Below are 20,543 nucleotides of genomic sequence, written 5' to 3'. Positions count from 1 at the left end.
GTAGTGCTCAACGCGGCAGCGCGAGCTTGATCAGTTCGTCGGGCGAGGCTTCGGCCTTCGGCAGGCTGCCTGCGATTCGCCCTTCGCGCATCACGACGATGCGGTCGGCCACGCCGATCACCTCGGCGAGATCGCTCGACACCATGATCACGGTGCGCCCCGCTTCGGCCAGCTCGTAAAGCAGGTTGTAGATTTCGGCGCGCGCGCCCACGTCGATGCCGCGCGTGGGTTCATCCATCAGGAACACGTCGATGCGTTCGGCCAGCCAGCGCGACAGGATCACCTTCTGCTGGTTGCCGCCCGACAGCGTGCCGATGGCCGTATCGCCATTGCGCGTCTTGATCGCGAGCTTCTTGATGTAGTCCTGCGCCAACGTCTTCTCGCGTTTCGCGTCGAGCAGGAAGCGCGCGGGACTGAAATGGCGGCGCGCGCTGATATTGAGGTTATCCGCCACCGACGCAATCGCGACGATGCCTTCCTGCTTGCGGTCCTCCGGACACAGCGCGATGCCCGCGCGCACGGCGTCGCGCGGGCTCGCGAAGTTCACGCGCTGGCCGTTCAGTTCGACGTGGCCGGCACTGGCGCGCGTGGCGCCGTAAATCAGCTTCATCAATTCGGAGCGGCCCGCGCCCACCAGCCCAAAGAAGCCGACGATCTCGCCGCGCCGCGCCGCAAACGACACCGGCTCGGCCAGGCCTGGTCCCATCAGCCCTTTGGCTTCGAGCACCACGTCGCCGGCTGCGCGCGGGCGATAGCCGTAGACGTCCTCGATCGAGCGGCCTACCATCGCCGCGATCAGGCGGTTGCGGTCGAGATCGGCGACCGATTCGAAGGTCTCGATGCGCTTGCCGTCGCGGAACACCGTCACGCGGTCGCACAACTCATAGACTTCGTCCATGCGGTGCGTGACGTAGATGATCGCGCGGCCATCGGCGCGCAGCGCGTTGATGATGCGAAAGAGGTTCTCGGTTTCGCGCGCCGAGAGCGAACTCGTGGGTTCGTCGAAGGCGATCACGCGCGCGTTGCGCATCAGCGCCTTGCCGATCTCGATCATCTGGCGCTGGCCGATGGAGAGATTCTTCACCGGGGTGCGTGGATCGATCCGCTCGCCCAGACGCTTGAGTTCGTCCATCGCGCGCTGCACGAGCGTGCGTTCGTCGAGCACGCCCAGGCGGTTGGGCAGTTGCCCGAGCATCAGGTTGTCGGCCACCGTCAGCTCGGGCACCAGATGCAATTCCTGATAGATGATCGCGATGCCCGCATCGAGCGCCGCCTTCGTGGTCGTGAAGCGCTGCTCCACGCCATTGAGCGCGAGCGTGCCTTCCTGCGCCTGGTTCACGCCCGAGAGCACCTTGAGCAGCGTGGATTTGCCCGCGCCGTTCTCGCCCATCAGGCCGTGCACTTCGCCCGCGCGCACTTCCAGCGACACGCGGTCGAGCGCCTTGACGCCCGGAAAGCTCACGGTGATGCCGTCGAGCTCCAGATACGCGCGCGGCCCCTGTTGAGCCTGTTGTACCGCTCCGCTCGCGCGCGCTGCATCGGCATAGGTCATAGTTTCAGTCATTGCATTCCCTGAGCAGAACTTAGATACCCAGCTCGCTACGCACAGCCGTCCAGTTGTCGCGCGTCATCAGCTTGCCGGTGGTCTGCGTATCGGCGGCGGGCTGCTTGCCGTCGCGAATCCACTCGACGAGGTTCTGCGCGCTGTCCTTGCCGTGGTTGGTCGAGCTCACCGCGATGGTGCCGTAGAAGCCCGTGGGCGCCTTCTTCTGGAATTCGGCGAACGCTTCGCCCGCACCGTTGATGCCCACGCCGATCACGTCCGCGGCGGGCAGATGCAGTTGTTCCGTAGCGCGCACGGCGCCCAGCACGCTTTCTTCATTGAGCGCGAAGATCACCCATTTCTTGATGTTCGGATGCTGCGCGAGCACCGGCGAAGCGGCGTTGAAGCCGCCTTCGTCGTCGGTGGTCTTTTGCGGCGCGTCGAAAATGTTTTCCTTCTTGAAGCCGCCGGCGATCAGCGAGGCCGTGGCGCCATCCGTGCGCAGCTTGGCGGTCGGCAGTTCGTAGTCGGTGATGCGCAGCGCGCCCACTTCTTCCGGCTTCCAGCCGCGCTTCTTCATTTCGTCGGCGATGGCCGTGCCGACCTGATTACCGATCTTGAACGCCGACATGCCCAGATGCGGCACGCTCGCGAGCGGCTTGCCCGAGGAATCGACCAGCTGATCGTCCACCGTCACGAACTTCATGTTGTAGCGCTTGGCGCGCGCCTGAATTGCCGGTCCGAGACGCACGTCGGGGGCGCAGATCACGAAGCCCTGCGCGCCTTGTGCGCCGAGGTTATCGATCGCGGCCAGCACCTTCTCGCCGTCCGGCGTGCCGATGTTCACGACCGAGAAATTTTCCTTCTGGCCCAGCGCCGTAGCGGCCTTCTGTTCGTTGATGAACCACGCCTGTTCCGGCATCTTCACGAGAAAGCCGATCTTGGTGGGCGAATCGGCGTGCGCCGCGATATTCATGCCGAGCGGCGCGACGCACAGGGCCGCGAACACGGCGCGAAGGGTAAAGCGGCGGATGGTGCTCGTCATGCTTCTGTCTCCTTGGGTGTGGTTGTTGCTTCTGCGTTGTATCAGCTTAATTCGTCATGCGAATGATGTTGTTACGCGATCAGTGCCCGAATGCTTCGACTTCGATGTGCTTTCCCAGCAGGAATGCGTCCGCCACGAGGCGCAGCGGGCGCACGTCCACATCCTCGGTGCCGTGCGCGATCAGCCAGTGGAAACGCTCGTAAAGCGCCGCGTATTCGCGTTCCACATCGAGTTCGACCGGGTCGCCGTTGATCGCCAGGCGCTTGCCGCCTTCGGAAATCGACAGCAGGCCGTCGGTGGTTTCCACGTCGATTTCCCATTGCTCGACCGGACCATGACGCCAGTCGAATTCGGCGCGCACGGGCACACCATCGGTATCGATGCAATCGAGTTCGGCGGCGATCGGCGTCGAGCAGTCACCCGGCACATGCAGCGTCGCGCCGCGCAGCAGCACTTCGCGCGGCAGGATGCGCGTGACGATGGACAGCGCGTTGATGCCCGGATCGAATACGCCCAGCCCGCCCGGTTCCCAGATCCATTGCTGGCCCGGATGCCAGCGGCGCACGTCTTCCTTCCAGCGCACATGCACGGCGCGCAGCGTGCGCTGAGCGAGCCACGCACGCGCCGGTTCGACCGCGCTCGCGCAGCGCGAATGCCAGGTGGCGAACAGCGTGCGCTTGTGCTGCTTCGCGAGTTCGCGCAGCGCTTCCACTTCGCTCACGCTCGCGCCCGGCGGTTTTTCGAGCATCACGTGCTTGCCCGCTTCGAGCGCGGCGCGTGCCTGCGCGTAACGCACCTGCGGCGGCGCACACAGCGACACGGCATCGAGGTCGTGTTCGGCGGCGAGCAAGGCATCGACATCGCTGTAATTGCGCACGCCTTCGACCTGCGCGTTGCGGCTCGCGGCCGCGACCAGATCGAAGCCGGGATTGCCCGCGATAGCAGGCAGATGCTGGTCGCGCGCAATCTTGCCGACACCGACGATGGCCAACGTATACGACGCATTCATGACGATCTCCATTCCTTATTCAGCATAAACGAGGCAGTTATTGTTATGGATGCCGAATGTCTTACTTGCCCCACCGCAGCACGAGCGGGTCGAGACGTCGCGCAATCGCAATGAGTTCGGCGCGCGTTTCCGGATGCATGGCGGGCAGCGGATGGCGCGGCAGTTCGCAGTCGATCACGCCGCCCTCCTTCATCAGCGCCTTGCAGGCCAGCAAACCGGCCTGACGATTCTCGTGATTGATCAGCGGCAGCCACTTCTGGTAGAGCGTGAAGGCGTCATCCGCGCGGCCTGCGAGCCAGGCGTCGAGGATCGGACGGATGCCGTCGGGGAAGCCGCCGCCCGTCATCGAACCGGTCGCGCCTGCGTGCAGATCCGCCAGCAGCGTGATGCCTTCTTCGCCGTCCCACGGGCCTTCGGCCGCGTCGCCTGCGAGGCGGATCAACTCGCGCAGCTTGTTGGCCGCGCCCGGCGTTTCGATCTTGAAGTACGACACCTGCTCGATCTCGCGGGCCATGCGCGCAAGAAACGGCGCGGACAACACCGTGCCGCTCGCGGGCGCGTCCTGAATCATGATCGGAATGTCGATGGCGTCGGACACGCGCGCGTAGAACTCATAGATCTGCGCTTCGGGCACGCGGAAGGTGGCACCGTGATACGGCGGCATCACCATCACCATCGCCGCGCCCTGCTCCTGCGCGCGCTTGCTGCGCGCGGCGCACACGTTCGAGCCGTAATGCGTGGTCGTGACGATCACCGGCACGCGGCCCGCCACGTGTTCGAGCACGGTGCGGGTGATGAGTTCGCGTTCGTCGTCGGAGAGTGAGAACTGTTCGGAGAAGTTGGCGAGAATGCACAGGCCGTTGACGCCCGCGTCGATCATGAAATCGACAGCGCGCTTCTGGCTGGCCAGGTCGAGTTCGCCGCTTGCGGTGAACGTGGTGGGCACCACCGGGAAAATGCCCCGGTAGCGGGGCGTGCTGCTGGTCGTCATGTCGTCAATCCTGCTTCAGTAGAGGTGGCTGGCGTGCGCAGCGCGGCGCGCACCGCGAAGGTGGCGAGCACCGCGATCACCAGCGTGGCCGCGAGAAAATACAGTCCGGCCGCGAGGCTGCCCGTCGCGTCCTTGATGAGCCCGACACCGTAAGGCCCGAGATAACCGCCCAGATTCGCGAGCGAGTTGATCATCGCGATCCCCACGGCGGCGCTGGTGCCGCTCAGGAATTCGCCCGGCAGCGCCCAGACCACGGCCTGGATCGAGTAAATCGAAAATGCCGTCAGGCTGATGAACAGCAGTTGCAGCACCGGCGAATGCACCCACGCGCTCGCGGCCATCGTCAAGGCGGCTACGCTGGAGATCACCACGATATGTCCGTAGCGCTCGCGGCGTTTATCCGAATGACGCGGCACGATCAACAGGCCGACGACCGCGAACAGATACGGCACCGCGGACAGCAGCCCCGCCGTCGAATCGCTCACGCCGAACGCCTTGATAATAGTAGGCAACCACAGTGACAAACCGTAGATGCACAGCGGAAACGGCAGAAACAGCAGCGCGAGCAGCAAGACACGGCGGTCTTTCAACGCGCTGAACGGATTGCGATGCGAATCGAGTGAGTAGCTGCGCTTGTCGGCAGCCAGTTCGCGTTCGATCCAGCGGCGCGACGGCGCATCGAGCCAGCGCGCATGCGCGGGCGACTCGGGCAGCAGACGCAGCGTGGGGATGCACAGCAGCACGGCAGGCAGGCCGCTCGCGACAAAAAGCGTCTGCCAGTTCGAGAGCCCGAAAAAGCCGTGGGTTTCCAGCAGCGCGCCCGCGATCGGGCCGGTGACGATGCCGGCAATCGGCTGCGCGAGCACCAGCAGACCAATCACGCGCGCGCGATGGCGCAGCGGAAACCAGTGCGTGAGGAAAAACAGAATGCCGGGATAGAGCCCGGCTTCGGCTGCGCCCAGCAAAAAACGCAACGCATAAAAACTCTTCGGACCGCTGACGAAGGCCATCGCCATCGTAATCGCGCCCCACGTGAACAGGATGCGCGCGAACCACACCCGTGCGCCGAAGCGCGCCAGCGCGAGATTGCTAGGCACTTCGCAGAGGAAATAGCCGATAAAGAACAGCCCTGCGCCCATGCCATAGGCCGCATCGCTCAGGCCCACGGCCGCGTTCATATGCAGCTTCGCGAAACCCACCACCGTGCGATCGACATAGGCCACTACATAGATCAGCGCGAGAAACGGCACGAGCCGCCGCGCGATATGGCCGACGATACGCTTTTCCTCCGCGCCCATCTGGGGCGCGCTCGCTTCGGTCTTGCCAGATTGCAGCACCTGCGAATTCGTCATCCTGTCTGTCTCCTTCCTGTTGCTCCAGCGTGCCGCCGGTCCGCGTTAAGCGCGGATCTCATGGGCGGCGTGTGAGGACGATACTGCGTCGCTTGTGTTAATCGCTTGTGTCGATGCGTTTATTGAGTGCTCTCAGGTTAGCCCGCGAATTTGCCCGCAATACGTCGATTGATCGCGAGCGGATTCGCATCGCGCAGCGCTTCGGGCAGCAGCCCGTCGGCGAGATTCTGATAACAGACCGGCCGCAGGAAGCGCTCGATCGCCGCCGTGCCGACTGACGTGCTGCGCACATCGGACGTCGCCGGGAACGGGCCGCCATGCACCATCGCATCGCACACTTCCACGCCGGTCGGGAAACCGTTCGCCAGCACGCGCCCCGCCTTACGCTCGATGAGCGGCAAGACCGAGCGCACGAGATCGGCATCGGCGGGTTCGGCGTGGAGCGTGATCGTCAACTGGCCTTCGATGCCGCGCAGCACCGCGCGCAACTCGCTTTCGTCCGCGCATTCCACCAGCACGCTACTCGGGCCGAATACTTCCTCGCCGATCGTTGCGTGAGCAAGCAGATCGCGCGCGTCGACCTTGAACAGTACGCTTTGCGCGCGCCCGGGCGCCGCCGCGCCGCGCGCGAGCGTGGTCACGCTGGCGTGCTGCGCGAGGCGATTCACGCCGCGCTCATAAGCGCTCAGGATGCCCGGAGTCAACATCACGCCCGCATTCGCCGCGCTGAATTCGCGCGCCGCATGCGCGGCGAAGGCGTCGAATTCCGCGCCCGCGAGGCCCAGCATCAAGCCGGGGTTGGTGCAGAACTGCCCGCAACCGAGCGTCGCCGATGCCGCGAATTCACGCGCCAGCGCTTCGCCGCGCGCGGCCAGCGCGCCCGGCAGCAGCAGGTTCGGATTCACGCTGCTCATTTCGGCGTAGACGGGAATCGGCTCGGTGCGCGCCGCGGCGAGTTTCACCAGCGCCAGACCGCCCGCGCGCGAGCCGGTAAAGCCCACCGCGCGAATCGCCGGATGCTGCACCAGCGCCGCGCCCACTTCGTAACCGGCATCGAACAGCAGCGAGAACACGCCTTCAGGCAGGCCCGCCGCCGCGACCGCTTGCTGGATCGCGCGGCCCACGAGTTCGGAGGTGCCCGGATGCGCGGCATGCGCCTTCACGATCACCGGACAACCGGCAGCCAGCGCCGAAGCCGTATCGCCGCCCGCCACCGAAAACGCCAGCGGGAAATTGCTCGCGCCGAACACCGCCACCGGGCCCACGCCGATGCGCCAGAAGCGCAGATCCGTACGCGGCGGCTGACGCTCGGGCAAGGCGGGTTCGATGCGCGCGTCGAGCGCGTCACCGCTACGCACGAGCGTGGCGAACATGCGCAACTGATTCGCCGTGCGCGCACGTTCGCCTTCGAGACGTGCACGCGGCAGACCGCTTTCGCAGATCGCGCGCTCGATCAGCGCATCGCCGAGCGCTTCGATGCGCGCGGCGCAATCGTCGAGAAACTGCGCGCGCGTTTCGGCGGGCAAGGCGCGATACGTGTCGAACGCTTCATCGGCGAGCGCGCAGGCTTGATCGACGTCGCCTTGCAGCGCGCCGTGGAAAACCGGCTGCGCGATGGCTTCCTGGCTGGCGGCATCGATCGACTGAAACGCCTGGCCTTCGCCGCGTTTCGCCTGAGCGCCGATCAGCAGTTCGCCCGTGAGTGCAATCGTCATGTTGAAATCCTTGCGTACGTCAAAGCTCAGGGCTCAGTGCGAGTGGCGCGGCACATCGGACCCGCGTTTGCCGACGAGGAAGTCCAGATCGCAGCCTTCATCGGCTTGCAGCACGTGATCGACATACAGGCGCGCGTAGCCGCCCTTGCCGAGTTGCTCGGCCACGCCAGGCGCGGCAGCCGGATCGACATCGCTCAAGCGGCGCTGCAGTTCCTCGTCGCTGATTTCCAGATGCAGGCGGCCGCTGTCGCAATCGAGTTCGATCCAGTCGCCATTGCGCACGGCCGCCAGCGGGCCGCCCGCCGCCGCTTCCGGCGCGACGTGCAGCACCACCGTGCCGTAAGCCGTGCCGCTCATGCGCGCATCGGAAATTCGCACCATGTCCTTCACGCCCTGGCGCAGCAGCTTGGGCGGCAGGCCCATATTGCCGACTTCGGCCATGCCCGGATAACCGCGCGGGCCGCAGTTCTTCATCACGAGGATCGAGTCTTTATCGACGTCGAGCGATTCGTCGCCGATGGTCGCCTTGTAGTGATCGAAATTCTCGAACACCACGGCGCGGCCGCGATGCTTGAGCAATTCAGGCGTGGCCGCCGAGGGCTTGAGCACCGCGCCGCGCGGCGCAAGATTGCCGCGCAGGATGCAGATGCCGCCGTCCGCGATCAGCGGGTTGTCGATCTGGCGAATCACTTCGTCGTTGTAGTTCGGTGCTTCGCGCACGTTGTCCCAGATGGACTTGCCGTTCACGGTGAGCGCGTCCGGGTGCGGCAGCAGATTCGCTTCGCCCAGACGGCGCAGCACCGCCGGCAGGCCGCCCGCGTAATAGAACTCTTCCATCAGGAAGCGGCCCGACGGCTGCAGATCGACGATGGTCGGCGTGCTGCGGCCAATGCGCTGCCAGTCTTCGAGTTCGAGCGGCACGCCAAGACGGCCCGCGATCGCCTTCAGGTGAATCACCGCGTTGGTCGAACCGCCGATCGCCGCATTGGTGCGGATTGCGTTCTCGAACGCTTCGCGCGTGAGGATCTTCGACAGCTTCAGGTCTTCGAGCGCCATCTGCACGATGCGCATGCCCGACATATGCGCGAGCACGTAGCGGCGGGCATCGACAGCCGGAATCGCCGCGTTGTGCGGCAGCGAAACGCCCAGCGATTCGGCCATGCAGGCCATCGTCGACGCCGTGCCCATGGTGTTGCAGGTGCCCGCCGAGCGCGACATGCCGCCTTCGGCCGCGAGGAAATGATGCAGATCGATCTCGCCCGCCTTGAGCGATTCGTGCAGACGCCACACGGCCGTGCCCGAACCGATGTCCTTGCCTTCGAGCTTGCCGTTGAGCATCGGCCCGCCGGTCACGACGATGGCGGGCACATCGACGCTCGCCGCGCCCATCAGCAGCGCGGGCGTGGTCTTGTCGCAGCCGCACAGCAGCACGACGGCGTCGATCGGATTGCCGCGAATCGCCTCTTCCACGTCCATCGACGCGAGATTGCGCGTGAGCATCGCCGAGGGGCGCAGATTCGATTCGCCGTTCGAGAACACCGGGAATTCGACCGGGAAACCGCCCGCCTCGTAGATGCCGCGCTTGACGTGTTCCGCGAGCTTGCGGAAGTGCGCGTTGCAGGGCGTGAGTTCCGACCACGTATTGCAGATGCCGATGACCGGGCGGCCATCGAACTCGTGATCGGGAATGCCCTGATTCTTCATCCAGCTTCGATACATGAAGCCGTTTTTGTCCGTGGTGCCGAACCACTGTTGGGAGCGCAGTTTAGGTTTCGTTGCCGACATCGTCTGGTCTGGTGGACTGAATGTTTGCCTAGTTTAAGGAGAACTCTGATAACCTTCTAATGAAAAAAACGACGGTTTCGATATCGAAATCGGCATTGGTATAAACGCTTAGAACTATTTGGGAAATCGGGTTCGGCCATGCTGGAGACAAGCCCCTGGTACGTGCGCACGCGGCTCAAGACGCGGCAGTTGCTGCTCGTGGTCGCGCTCGCGGAAGAAGGCAATATTCATCGCGCGGCGGCGGCGCTGAACATGACGCAGCCGGCCGCCTCGAAGCTGCTGCGCGAGCTCGAAGAGATGCTCGACGCCGTGCTGTTCGAGCGCATGCCGCGCGGCATGAAGCCCACGCTCTACGGCGACGCGCTGATCCGCCACGCGCGCGCGGTGCTCGGCAGTCTCGACCAGGCGCAGGAAGAACTGACTGCGCTCAAGGCCGGGCGGCTCGGGCATGTGGCGGTGGGCGCGATCACCTCGCCTGGCGTGCGCGTGTTGCCGGCCGCCGTGGCGGCCGTCAAGCGCACGCATGCGAACATGCGTATTGCCGTGCAGATCGACGCCAGCAACGTGCTGCTCGAACATCTGGCGCAGGACAAACTCGACGTGGTGCTCGGGCGCCTTTCCGCCGAACACGACAAACTCGCGCTGCGTTACGAGCCGCTGACCGGCGAGCCGGTGTGCGCCGTCGTGCGGCCGGGGCATCCGCTGCTCGCGCAGGCGCCGGCGAGGCCGCTCGCGCTCGCGGATGTCGCCCGCGCCACCTGGGTCGTGCCGCCGGTGGCCAGCGTACTGCGCCATCGTTTCGAATTGATGTTCCAGCGCGCGAGTCTTGCGCCGCCGTCAAACGTGGTGGAAACGCCCGCGCTGCTCTTCATCACGCGCGTGCTGGAGCAAAGCGACATGATCGCCGTGCTGACCGGCGACGTCGCGCGCTACTACGCGGCGCACGGCATGGTGGCGATCCTGCCGCTGCCGATGGATTGCCAGATGGACGACTTCGGCATCATCACGCGCGCCGACAAGCTGCTGTCACCCGCCGCCGAAGTGATGATCGAAGCGCTGCGGACCGTCAGCGCCGAGGTGTACAGCCCGGCGGCGCAGGATACGAATTCGTTAAGCTAGCGCACTATGCAGCTTGCTCACGACAAGGAGACGCCGATGTCCGCATCCATTCCCGATAGCAGCGCCGTACGCACCGCACTCTGGCGCGCGCTGCACGTTCAGGTCGATGCCGAACCGCATGTGCTCGAAGACGAAATCGGCATGCAGCTTGCCGCGCCCGACGTGTTCTGGCGCAAACGTCCCGACATGGACCCGGAAGGCACGCGTGGCTACCGCGCGTCGATCGTGGGTCGCGCGCGGTTGATCGAAGATCTGGTCGCCGCACAGAACGCGCAAGGCGTCGCGCAATACGTTCTGCTGGGCGCGGGGCTCGACACGTTCGCCCAGCGTCATCCCGAGATCGCCTCGCGCCTGCACGTGTACGAAGTCGATCAACCCGATACGCAGAGCTGGAAACGCCAGCGTCTCGCCGACCTGGGTTTTCGCGAGCAGGACTGGCTGCGTTTCGTGGCCGTCGATTTCGAAGCCGGACAATCGTGGCGCGCGCAACTGGTGCGCGCGGGTTTCGATGTCGCGCAGCGCGCGGTGGTGGCATCCACGGGCGTGTCGATGTACCTCACGCGCGCGGCGAATCTGGCCACGCTGCGCGAGATCGCGCAGCTTGCGCCCGGCACCACGCTGGCGATGACCTTCACCTTGCCGCTCGACATGATCGACGAACCGGAGCGTTCGCAGCACGCCGCCGTCTACGAGCGCGCGCGCGCGGCGGGCACGCCGTTCGAGAGCTTCTTCCGGCCCGGGGAGATGCTCGACCTCGCGCGCGAAGCCGGTTTCTCGCGCGCCGAACATATCGGCACCGAGGAAATCGTCGCGCGTTATTTCGCCGATCGCCGCGACGGTTTGCGGCCCGCAATGGGCGAATCGTTTCTGATCGCGACGGTTTAATCGCAAATTAATTTAAGTTTTCGCGACAGTCATTATCCCGTCACCGAAACCACTAATCTTTACGGTATTTTTACGCGCAAAAGGCTAGATTAATGCACGCCGCATTAGTTTATTTGCGCGTTTATTCGCAGTGCATTTAGTGCATTGCATCAAAACGATATAAACTTACAGCGGGATAACGCAGAACAGAAAAAGCTCAATGACCTCCTTGCTGCAAGCGGGATATGCGCCATTCATCGTGGCGATCGGCATCATGCTGGTGATTGCCGTTCTGGAAAGCGTGACGCTGTTATTTGGATTTAGCGTCACCGCGCATGCGGGCAATCTGATTGCCCATCAATTCGATATCGATCACGCGGCGAGTGGCGGCGAAGCCGGGCTTGCCGGGCAATTTCTTGGCTGGCTGCATGTAGGCCGCGTGCCGTTTCTGGTTTTACTGGTGTTGTTTCTCACGGGCTTTGCGGTGGCGGGGCTGTTATTGCAATCGGTGCTGCACGGGCTATTTCATTTCATGTTGCCGCCTGCATTGGCCGCGTGTCTGGCGCTGCCGCTTGCGCTGGTTTTCGTGCGTAAAACCGGCAAGCCGATTGGCCGCATCGTGCCGCAGGAAGAAACCAGCGCGCTTTCGGAGATCGATTTTATTGGTCGAGCCGTGCGTATCGTCACGGGCGAAGCGACGCAAGGCAATCCGGCTGAAGGGCGTTTCGTCGATGAATTCGGCCAGGCGCATTACGTTCGCGTCGAACCGGATGAAGCCGGGCTCGTGTTCGTGCGCGGGCAAACGGTGTTGATTACTACGCGGGTTTCGGGTTCGCTCTATCGGGCGATCAAAAGGCCCGATCCTGCTCCCTCTCCCTAAATCCCTCTCCCTCCGGGAGAGGGACTTTTTAACCCCTCTCCCAGGGGAGAGGGGCCGGGGGAGAGGCATCACATGAGTCAGACATCGCAATGGATACCATCATCTTCTACGGCGCCATCGGCCTCGCGGTCATCGTCGGCCTGTGCCTGATCGGCCTGATCTTCGCGCGTCTCTACGTACGCGCATCGGCAGAACGCGCCTTCGTGCGCACCGGCCTCGGCGGCCAGCGCGTCATCATGAGCGGCGGCGCCGTCGTGCTGCCGGTGTTCCACGAAGTCATCCCCATCAACATGAACACGCTGAAGCTCGAAGTCAGCCGCGCGTCGCGTGACAGCCTGATCACCAAAGATCGCATGCGCGTGGATGTCGTCGTGGCCTTCTTCGTGCGCGTCGCGCCCACCGCCGAAGGCGTCTCCACCGCCGCGCAAACGCTCGGCCAGCGCACGCTCGCGCCGGAAAATCTGCGCGCGCTGGTGGACGACAAGTTCGTCGATGCACTGCGCTCCACCGCCGCGCAAATGACGATGCAGGATCTGCAGGACGCGCGCGAAAAGTTCGTGCAAGGCGTGCAGAACACCGTCGCGGAAGACCTCACGAAGAACGGTCTCGAATTGGAAAGCGTTTCGCTGACCAACTTCAACCAGACCTCGAAGGAATACTTCGATCCGAATAATGCGTTCGACGCCGAAGGTCTCACCAAGCTCACGCAGGAAACCGAGCGCCGACGCAAGGAGCGTAACGAAGTCGAGCAGGACACCGAAGTTTCCGTGCGAGAAAAGAATCGCGATGCGCTCTCCAAGCGTCTCGAGATCGATCAGCAGGAAGCCTTCATGAAGCTCGAACAGGAGCAGCAGGTGAAGACGCGCACGGCGGAGCAGAACGCGCGCATCACCGCATTCGAGGCGCAGCGTCATCAGGAAGCGGAGCAAAGCCGTATCGGCGCGGAACGTCAGGTGCAGGAGTCGGAGATCGAACGCGAACAGGCCGTGCGCTCGCGCAAGGTCGAAGCCGACCGCGAAATCCGCGTGAAGGAAATCGAGCAGGCCAAGGTCACGCAGATCGCCGAACAGGAACGCGCGATCATCATCGCGCAGAAGTCCGAGGCGCAATCGCAGGCCCAGGCGCGCGCCAATGAGTCGCTCGCCGAAGCCGTCAAGGCCGAGCAGCTCGTGGAAACCACGCGCCGCACCGCCGAAGCCGACCGCGCCAAGCAGGTCGCGCTGATCGAAGCCGCGCAGGAGGCGGAAACCAGCGCCGTGCACGTGACGACCAAGGCGCGCGCGGAACGCGAAGCCGCACAGATGCAGGCCACGGCCATCGTCGAGCTGGCCGAGGCGGCCCGCAAGAAAGGCATCGCCGAAGCCGAAGCGCAACGCGCCTTGAACGACGCAATCAACACGCTTTCTTCCGATCAGACCAGCCTGAAGTTCAAGCTCGCGCTGCTGCAGGCGCTGCCGTCGATCATCGAGCAGACCGTCGAGCCGATGAAGTCGATCGAAGGCATCAAGATCATTCAGGTCGATGGGCTCAATCGTCAGGGCGGCATCGCTGCCGATGGCGTGGGCGCAATGGGCAACGGAACCGGCACTGGAACCGGCAATCTCGCCGAGCAGGCGATGTCGGCGGCGCTGGCTTATCGCACGCATGCGCCGCTCGTCGATTCGTTGCTCAAGGAAATCGGCCTGAACGGCGCGTCGTTGCCAGCGATGGTGCCGGGCGTGGCGAGCGCAATCGAGGGCGCGCACGCCGCGGCCGCGCACGCCGGGACGCCAGCAATCAATGGCGTCGATACCTCTCATGCAGTGCATCACGAAGCGCGCCTGACCGACGGTAGCGCACCGGCATAATCGGCGGGACTCGCCGCGCGGGCCTTCCATCGAGGCTCGCGCGGCCTTCGGGCAGCGGGCGATCCGCGTTATAGTCCGCGTGGTTTCCGTCACGCTTTGCCCATGCACACCGCCCTGCTCGCTCCCCGTCCGCTCGACGCTCTCGAACTGCCCGCCGATCTCGATGGCCGCGACGGCGTCAATCGCGCGCACGGCCGCATGCAGATCGCGGCGGCCAACGACCTCGAAGCGATCCGCGCGTGGCTCGCGCGCATCGCCGATTCGAAGGCCACTTTCGAGACCTACCGCAAGGAAGCCGAGCGCCTGCTGCTCTGGGCCATCGTGCAACTGGGCAAGCCGCTGTCGTCGCTCACGCATGAGGATCTGCTCGCGTATCAGCAATTTCTCGCCGATCCGCAGCCCGCCGCGCGCTGGGTCGCAGGCGGCGGTCGCAAGCACGCCCGCGACGATCCGCGCTGGCGGCCGTTCTACGGCCCGCTTTCCGCCACGAGCCAGCGCCAGGCGATGGTGATTCTCAACGCGCTGTTTTCCTGGCTGGTGAGCGCGGGCTATCTGGCGGGGAATCCGCTTTCGCTGTCGCGTCAGCGCGCGCGCCGCGCGGCGCCGCGTATCACGCGTTATCTCGAACGCGAACTCTGGGACGAGGTGAAGGCTTACGTCGACAGCCTGCCGCTCGAGACCGCGCGCCAGCGCGAGCACCACGGCCGCACCCGCTGGCTGCTCACGCTGCTGTATCTGGGCGGCCTGCGCATTTCCGAAGTCGGCACGAATACGATGGGCGATTTTTTCGTGCGGCGCGACAATTCGGGCGTGGAGCGCTGGTGGCTCGATGTGCTCGGCAAAGGCGAGCGCCGCCGTCTCGTGCCCGCAACCGCCGAAATGATGACCGAGCTCACGCGCTATCGCCGCGCCCGCGAGCTCAGTGCGCTGCCCGCGCCGCATGAAACCACGCCGCTCGTGCTGCCGATCGGCAAATCGGTCAAGCCGCTCACGCGCACGGCGCTGCACACCATCGTCAAAGGGATTTTCGCGGGCGCCGCGCAACGGCTGCGCGAGATGGGCGGAACGGTCGGATCAGCCGATGCGGAGCACGCGCAGGCGCGCGCGGCGCGGCTCGAAAGCGCGTCGGCGCACTGGCTGCGGCATAGCGCGGGCTCGCATATGGCCGATGGCGATGTCGATCTGCGCCTCGTGCGCGACAACCTCGGCCACGCGTCGCTGAGCACGACCAGCCTCTATTTGCATAGCGACGACGACGTTCGCCACCGCGAAACAGACGAGAAGCACCGGATCAAGTGGTGAGCGCGCTCACATCGCGCCGTCACACCACCAACTGGCGCGCCAACACCTCGCGCGCCTGCGTCACCGTTTCGTTTTCGCCGGGTAGCGGCGGCGTGAGCGAAAACACCGCCTCGGGCAGCGCGGGCAAGCGATAGCGTGCGCTCAGACGCACCAAGCCGTCCGGCACCGCCGACGCGCACAGGCAGCCCACGCCCAGCCCCGCCGCCAGCATCGACTGCAGGCCCGCCACGCCCGACGCGCTATGCCCCATCACGAACGCGCGGCCCTGCTCTTGCAGCGCGTGCACCGCGATCTGATGCAGCATGCAGTCGCCGGGCAGCAGCACGAGCGGCAGCGGATCGGGCAGCGATTCCGCCAGCGCAGGCGACGCCACCCAATACAAAGGCTCGCGGCGCAGTACCCAGCGCGCGTCGCCGCTCGCGGGCCGCACGGCGCCCACCGACATATTCATCACCACGCCCAGATCGATCTGGCCGCGCGCATGCGCCTGCTCGATCTCCACGCTTTTCATCGTGCTCACGTGCAGGCTCAGTTGCGGATAACACTCGCGCAGGCGCGCGAGCATGCCGGCCACTTCGTGGGTGCGGTAGTAATCGGTGATGGCGACGCGCAACTCGCCCTTGATCGCCTGGCCGCGCACGTCGTCGAAAGCGGCTTCGTTGAGCGCCACGATGCGCCGCGCGTGTTCCAGCAGTCGCGAGCCGGCCGGCGTGGTCTCGACGCCGCGCTTGCTACGCACGAATAGCGGCACGCCCGCGCGCGCCTCCAGCTTGCGCATCTGCTCGCTCACGGTGGATTGCGAAAGATGCAGCGTGGGCGCGGCGGCCGTGAGGCTGCCCGCGTCCGCCACCACCGTGAACGAGCGTAACTGGTCGAGTTCGAAACCGCGCATCCTGCCCTCGCTATCCATCGAATAAGTCGATGGATAGTACCACCTATTCCCGCTTTTCCGCCGGATGCGTGCTATAGCACAATGGCCTGCCGATGGTGCGCTGCAACGCGCCCGCGCAACTCTCCAGAAAGGTCCGTCATGAGCGACAACACCCTGACCGCCGCGCCGCCCGTGGCCGCGGCACCCGCTTGCGGCGCTGCCGCGCACGGTCATTCCGGCTGGGCGCTCGTGGTGCTGCTGATCGGCGCGATCCTGCCGCCAGTCGATTACTTCATCGTCAATCTGGCGATGCCGTCGATTCACCGCGGGCTCGCCGCCAGCCCGTCGCAGCTGGAACTCGTGGTGTCGGCGTACGCGTGCGCCAATGCCGTCGCGCAGATTACCGGCGGACGGCTGGGCGATCTCTACGGCCGCAAGCGCATGTTCATGATCGGCATGGCGGGCTTCGTGCTGGCCTCCACGCTCTGCGGCCTGGCGTCGAGCGGTTCGGTGCTGGTGCTCGGGCGCATCCTGCAAGGCCTGTTCGCCGCCGTGCTCGCGCCGCAGGTGCTGGCGACGATCCGCAGCGTCTACGCGCCGCACGAGCAGGTGCGCGTGATGGGGCTGTACGGTTTCGTGTTCGGCGTTGCGGCGGTGATCGGCCAGTTGGGCGGCGGCGCGCTCATCAGCCTGCATCCGTTTGGCCTGGGCTGGCGCGCGATCTTTCTCGTCAATCTGCCCATCGGTGTGCTCGCGCTGCTCGGCAGCTGGCGGTTTATCCCGGAAAGCCGGCCGCCGCGCGGCGCGCGTATCGACGTGCCCGGCACGCTGCTGCTCTCGCTGTTTCTGCTGATGCTGGTGTATCCGCTCACGCGCGGACGCGAAGAAGGCTGGCCCGCGTGGATGCTGTTCTGCCTCGCGGCTTCGGTGCCGGTGCTCGGCCTGCTGCTGCGCGTGGAACTGCGCACGCTGGCCGCAGGCAAAGACCCGCTGCTCGACGTGCGGTTGCTGCGCAATCCCGTAGTGGCGCTCGGTCTGGCGCTAGCGTTTCTGTTCTATCTGCTCAGCGCGTTTTTCCTGAGCTACGGGATTTATCTGCAGAGCGGGCTGCACTGGACGCCGCTGGCGTCGGGGTTCGCGATTCTGCCGTTCGGCGTGGGCTTTCTGTCGAGTCCCTTGTTGATGCCGCGTCTGGTGGCGCGCATCGGCGGATATCTGGTGCTGACGCTGGGTTACGTGATGATCGCGCTGGGCCTTGCAACGGCGGCGTCGCTCGCGGGCGCCACGGCGCCGGGCACGGGCTTCTACGTCGGGCTCGCGGCGATGGGTATCGGCCAGGGTCTGGTGCTGCCTTCGGTCGTGCGCATCGTGCTCGCGGAAGTCGAACCGGCGCGTGCGGGCGTGGCGTCGGGTATGGTCACGGCGATGCTGCAGATCGGCGCGGCCGTGGGCGCAGCGACGCTCGGCGGGCTCTTTTTCGCGCGGCTGGGCGAGCATCCTGGCGCGCTCGATTACGCGGCGGGCTTCAAGGTGTCGATGTTCGCGCTGGTGGCGATTCTGTGCGTGTGCGTGGTGTTGTCGATGGCGCTGGCGCCGCTGCATCGGCGCTTGCATCCGCACGATTGAGCGTTCATTACGATATGCCAAAGCCTTCGTTCACGCCTGCGCGCGCTTGCTACGATGCGGCCAGTCTTCTCCGAGACTGCCTGGGCCGCTCGTTGAGCCGATCTGGACTGGGGTTGGCCCCGGCACAGGTGCATGCGCGTGCCGGGGCGCTTTTCACTGCGCGGCGGCCAGCGCCTGCGCTTCCAGCATGTCCACCAGCCGACGCAGCGCAGCCGGCGCGCGCAGATCGCGCCGCCAGACCAGATGGATCGACACGTTGCGCACGGAAACCGGCAACGTGTGCGCCATCACCGAAGCGCGGCTCGGCATGTTTTCCAGCATGCTCGCGGGCAGCAGCGCGAGCCCCGCGCCCGCCGAAACACACGCCAGCATGCCGTGATACGACTCCAGTTCGAACACGCGCCCGGGCGCCGCGCAATCCTCTTCGAACCAGCGCTCGAAAATTCGCCGATACGAACAGTTCGAGCGGAACGCGTAGATGTTCGCGCCGTTCACGTCCTGCGCGCGCTTGATAGGCGCGCGGTTCACCGCCGAGATCAGCACCAGTTCCTCGTTGAACACCGGCACGCCCGTGAGTGCCGGATGCGAAAGCGGCCCGTCGACGAAAGCCGCGGCCAGTTCGCCTTCGAGCACGCGATCGATCAGCTTGCCCGACGGACCGGTCGACAGATCGAGCGCCACTTCCGGATAGCGCTGATGAAACGCCGCCAGCACCGGTGGAATGCGCACAGCCGCCGTGCTTTCGAGCGAGCCTAGCGGCAGCACGCCGCGCGGTTCGTCGCCGGCAACCGAGAGTTTCGCTTCATCGGCGAGATCGAGGATGCGGCGCGTGTAGTCGAGAAAGGACGCGCCCGTCGCGGACAGCCGCAGACGCATCTTTTCGCGGATAAAGAGTTCCGCCCCCAGTTCTTCTTCCAGTTGCTTGAGCCTCGTCGTGAGATTGGACGGCACGCGATGCAGCCGCAGCGCGGCGGCCTGCACGCTGCCTGCATCGGCGATTTCGCGAAAGATCTGCAATTGAGCCAGTTCCACACCCTCACCCCCAGAGAACAATTTGTTCAATATTATTCACTTTTACTGAGCATTGCCAGCTCGTATGCTGTGGCTCATCCCATCTCATGTTTCCTGCCAGGAGCCCAGCATGACCGCACACATCGACACGACCGGCGCCGTCTCGCGCAACCCCGCCAACGGCGACATCATCGCCACCTATGCGTTCGACAGCGAAGTCGCCGTCGAAGCCGCGCTCGTGCGTACGGCCAGCGCCGCGCGCACCTGGCGCGACACGCCGGTCGCCCAGCGCGCCGCCGTGCTGGTGCAACTCGCGCACGTGCTGCGCGAGCGCAAGCAGGTCTTCGCCAACATGATCGCCGACGAAATGGGCAAGCCCGTCGTGCAGGCGCGCGGCGAAGTCGAGAAGTGCGCGGCGCTGGCCGAGTGGTACGCCGAGCACGGCCCGGCCATGCTCGCGCCGCTCAACGCGCCGGTGCAAAGCGGCGTCGCGCGTCAGGAATTCCGTCCACTCGGCCCGATCCTCGCGGTCATGCCGTGGAATTTCCCGATCTGGCAAGTGCTGCGCGGCGCGCTGAGCATGCTGCTCGCGGGTAACACGTACGTGCTCAAGCACGCGCCGAACGTGATGGGCAGCGCCTATCTGCTGCGCGACGCGCTCGCCGCCACCGACCTGCCGGAAGGCGCCTTCGAAGTACTGAACCTGCCGCCCGAGCGCGTCGCGCCGGTGATCGCCGATGCGCGCATCGCCGCCATCGCCGTGACGGGCAGCGTGCGTGCCGGTGCGGCCATCGCGCAGCAGGCGGGCGCGGCGCTCAAGAAGTGCGTGCTCGAACTGGGCGGCTCGGACGCCTTCATCGTGCTCGCCGATGCCGATCTGAACGAAGCCGTGCGCTCCGCCGTGCTGGGCCGCTACGGCAATACCGGCCAGGTGTGCCTCGCGGCCAAGCGCCTGATCGTCGAGGAAAGCATCGCCGCCGAATTCGAAGCGCGTTTCGTCGAAGCCGTGAAGGCGCTACGCGTGGGTGCGCCGCGCGAGGACAGCACCTTTATCGGCCCGATGGCGCGTTACGACCTGCGCGACGAACTGCACAACCAGGTCGAGCGTTCGATCGCCGAAGGCGCGCGCCTCGTGCTGGGCGGCAACAAGATCGAAGGCGCGGGCAACTACTACGCGCCGACGATTCTCGCCGACGTGCAGCCGGGCATGACGGCGTTCAAGGAAGAACTGTTCGGCCCGGTCGCGGCGATCGTGGTGGCGCGCGACGCGCAGCACGCGGTCGAACTGGCCAACGACAGCGAATTCGGTCTGGGCGGCACGATCTGGTCGGCCGACCTCGAGCGCGCGAACGCAATGGCGGCGCAGATCGAAACGGGCGCGGTCTTTATCAACGGCGACGTGGCGACCGATCCGCGCGTGACGGTGGGCGGCGTGAAGAAGAGCGGCTTCGGGCGCGAACTGTCGAGCTTCGGGCTGCACGAGTTCTGCAACATCCAGACGGTGTGGGTGGATCGCCGCTAAGCAGTCCGACGGAAGGCGCGAATGCGTTTTGCGTCTTCCTGGAAGGTCTTTTTTACCGATT

At 65.4% G+C, this 20,543-nt stretch carries 16 protein-coding genes; 7 read left to right on the top strand and 9 right to left on the bottom strand.

What is annotated here, in order from left to right; all coding sequences use genetic code 11:
• Positions 1-7: 7 nt before the first annotated feature.
• The 7 genes from araG to U5A67_RS29960 form a co-directional block, all read right to left on the bottom strand.
• Positions 8-1,564 carry an L-arabinose ABC transporter ATP-binding protein AraG gene (araG, locus tag U5A67_RS29990; protein ID WP_321817165.1) on the bottom strand — a complete coding sequence of 519 codons (1,557 nt, stop codon included), beginning with the start codon at positions 1,562-1,564 and terminating at the stop codon, positions 8-10.
• Positions 1,565-1,583: 19 nt separating this feature from the next.
• Positions 1,584-2,588: an arabinose ABC transporter substrate-binding protein gene (locus U5A67_RS29985; protein ID WP_205986120.1), complete on the bottom strand. Its 1,005-nt coding sequence runs from the start codon at positions 2,586-2,588 to the stop codon at positions 1,584-1,586.
• Between the two features lie 79 nt (positions 2,589-2,667).
• Positions 2,668-3,597, bottom strand: a complete 930-nt coding sequence (locus U5A67_RS29980) for a Gfo/Idh/MocA family oxidoreductase (protein ID WP_321817164.1) — start codon at positions 3,595-3,597, stop codon at positions 2,668-2,670.
• A 61-nt stretch (positions 3,598-3,658) separates the two neighbouring features.
• On the bottom strand, positions 3,659-4,588 hold the full coding sequence (locus U5A67_RS29975) for a dihydrodipicolinate synthase family protein (protein ID WP_321817163.1): 930 nt from the start codon (positions 4,586-4,588) through the stop codon (positions 3,659-3,661).
• The gene (locus U5A67_RS29970) at positions 4,585-5,886 is read right to left on the bottom strand and encodes an MFS transporter (RefSeq protein WP_321817241.1); all 1,302 of its coding nucleotides are present in this window, start codon (positions 5,884-5,886) and stop codon (positions 4,585-4,587) included. The genes U5A67_RS29975 and U5A67_RS29970 overlap by 4 nt, the downstream gene beginning before the upstream one ends.
• Positions 5,887-6,077: 191 nt before the next feature.
• The gene (locus U5A67_RS29965) at positions 6,078-7,649 is read right to left on the bottom strand and encodes an aldehyde dehydrogenase (NADP(+)) (RefSeq protein ID WP_321817240.1); all 1,572 of its coding nucleotides are present in this window, start codon (positions 7,647-7,649) and stop codon (positions 6,078-6,080) included.
• A gap of 39 nt (positions 7,650-7,688) precedes the next feature.
• Entirely contained in the window at positions 7,689-9,440 is a 1,752-nt protein-coding gene (locus tag U5A67_RS29960; protein ID WP_205986116.1) for an IlvD/Edd family dehydratase, read from the bottom strand.
• 138 nt (positions 9,441-9,578) lie between these two features.
• Here U5A67_RS29960 and U5A67_RS29955 point away from each other — a divergent pair, with 138 nt between their 5' ends.
• The 5 genes from U5A67_RS29955 (at position 9,579) to U5A67_RS29935 (ending at position 15,452) form a co-directional block, all read left to right on the top strand.
• Complete coding sequence (locus U5A67_RS29955) at positions 9,579-10,559, top strand: LysR substrate-binding domain-containing protein (RefSeq protein WP_205986115.1); 981 nt, start codon at positions 9,579-9,581, stop codon at positions 10,557-10,559.
• A 36-nt stretch (positions 10,560-10,595) separates the two neighbouring features.
• The gene (locus U5A67_RS29950; protein ID WP_321817162.1) at positions 10,596-11,444 is read left to right on the top strand and encodes a class I SAM-dependent methyltransferase; all 849 of its coding nucleotides are present in this window, start codon (positions 10,596-10,598) and stop codon (positions 11,442-11,444) included.
• Positions 11,445-11,643: 199 nt separating this feature from the next.
• Positions 11,644-12,303, top strand: coding sequence for an OB-fold-containig protein (locus U5A67_RS29945; RefSeq protein WP_321817161.1), 660 nt, complete (start codon positions 11,644-11,646; stop codon positions 12,301-12,303).
• Between the two features lie 89 nt (positions 12,304-12,392).
• On the top strand, positions 12,393-14,150 hold the full coding sequence (locus U5A67_RS29940) for a flotillin family protein (protein ID WP_321817160.1): 1,758 nt from the start codon (positions 12,393-12,395) through the stop codon (positions 14,148-14,150).
• 102 nt (positions 14,151-14,252) lie between these two features.
• Positions 14,253-15,452: a tyrosine-type recombinase/integrase gene (locus U5A67_RS29935; protein WP_321817159.1), complete on the top strand. Its 1,200-nt coding sequence runs from the start codon at positions 14,253-14,255 to the stop codon at positions 15,450-15,452.
• A gap of 19 nt (positions 15,453-15,471) precedes the next feature.
• Here U5A67_RS29935 and U5A67_RS29930 read toward each other — a convergent pair whose 3' ends face one another.
• On the bottom strand, positions 15,472-16,344 hold the full coding sequence (locus U5A67_RS29930; protein WP_205986110.1) for a LysR family transcriptional regulator: 873 nt from the start codon (positions 16,342-16,344) through the stop codon (positions 15,472-15,474).
• 138 nt (positions 16,345-16,482) lie between these two features.
• Here U5A67_RS29930 and U5A67_RS29925 point away from each other — a divergent pair, with 138 nt between their 5' ends.
• On the top strand, positions 16,483-17,949 hold the full coding sequence (locus tag U5A67_RS29925; protein WP_321817158.1) for an MFS transporter: 1,467 nt from the start codon (positions 16,483-16,485) through the stop codon (positions 17,947-17,949).
• A gap of 153 nt (positions 17,950-18,102) precedes the next feature.
• On the opposite strand, the gene ptrR is transcribed toward U5A67_RS29925, so the two are convergent.
• On the bottom strand, positions 18,103-18,981 hold the full coding sequence (gene ptrR, locus U5A67_RS29920; RefSeq protein ID WP_321817157.1) for a putrescine utilization regulator PtrR: 879 nt from the start codon (positions 18,979-18,981) through the stop codon (positions 18,103-18,105).
• Between the two features lie 109 nt (positions 18,982-19,090).
• Between ptrR and U5A67_RS29915 the strand changes: the two genes are divergently transcribed.
• On the top strand, positions 19,091-20,482 hold the full coding sequence (locus U5A67_RS29915; RefSeq protein WP_321817156.1) for an aldehyde dehydrogenase family protein: 1,392 nt from the start codon (positions 19,091-19,093) through the stop codon (positions 20,480-20,482).
• Positions 20,483-20,543 lie beyond the last annotated feature (61 nt).

Origin of the sequence: Paraburkholderia sp. J69-1 (assembly GCF_905220255.1) — a bacterium.
Lineage (GTDB): Bacteria > Pseudomonadota > Gammaproteobacteria > Burkholderiales > Burkholderiaceae > Paraburkholderia.
The sequence above is the reverse complement of the archived record's forward strand: the minus strand, read 5'-3'. Positions and strand labels throughout refer to the sequence as shown.

Excerpts from the sequence above, each read along its gene's own strand:
- U5A67_RS29940 (WP_321817160.1), top strand. The coding sequence starts at position 12,393 with ATGGATACCATCATCTTCTACGGCGCCATCGGCCTCGCGGTCATCGTC.
- U5A67_RS29925 (WP_321817158.1), top strand. The coding sequence starts at position 16,483 with ATGAGCGACAACACCCTGACCGCCGCGCCGCCCGTGGCCGCGGCACCC.
- U5A67_RS29955 (WP_205986115.1), top strand. The coding sequence starts at position 9,579 with ATGCTGGAGACAAGCCCCTGGTACGTGCGCACGCGGCTCAAGACGCGG.
- U5A67_RS29950 (WP_321817162.1), top strand. The coding sequence starts at position 10,596 with ATGTCCGCATCCATTCCCGATAGCAGCGCCGTACGCACCGCACTCTGG.
- U5A67_RS29960 (WP_205986116.1), bottom strand. The coding sequence starts at position 9,440 with ATGTCGGCAACGAAACCTAAACTGCGCTCCCAACAGTGGTTCGGCACC.
- U5A67_RS29945 (WP_321817161.1), top strand. The coding sequence starts at position 11,644 with ATGACCTCCTTGCTGCAAGCGGGATATGCGCCATTCATCGTGGCGATC.
- U5A67_RS29985 (WP_205986120.1), bottom strand. The coding sequence starts at position 2,588 with ATGACGAGCACCATCCGCCGCTTTACCCTTCGCGCCGTGTTCGCGGCC.
- U5A67_RS29975 (WP_321817163.1), bottom strand. The coding sequence starts at position 4,588 with ATGACGACCAGCAGCACGCCCCGCTACCGGGGCATTTTCCCGGTGGTG.
- araG (WP_321817165.1), bottom strand. The coding sequence starts at position 1,564 with ATGACTGAAACTATGACCTATGCCGATGCAGCGCGCGCGAGCGGAGCG.
- U5A67_RS29980 (WP_321817164.1), bottom strand. The coding sequence starts at position 3,597 with ATGAATGCGTCGTATACGTTGGCCATCGTCGGTGTCGGCAAGATTGCG.
- U5A67_RS29915 (WP_321817156.1), top strand. The coding sequence starts at position 19,091 with ATGACCGCACACATCGACACGACCGGCGCCGTCTCGCGCAACCCCGCC.
- U5A67_RS29970 (WP_321817241.1), bottom strand. The coding sequence starts at position 5,886 with ATGGGCGCGGAGGAAAAGCGTATCGTCGGCCATATCGCGCGGCGGCTC.
- U5A67_RS29935 (WP_321817159.1), top strand. The coding sequence starts at position 14,253 with ATGCACACCGCCCTGCTCGCTCCCCGTCCGCTCGACGCTCTCGAACTG.
- U5A67_RS29930 (WP_205986110.1), bottom strand. The coding sequence starts at position 16,344 with ATGCGCGGTTTCGAACTCGACCAGTTACGCTCGTTCACGGTGGTGGCG.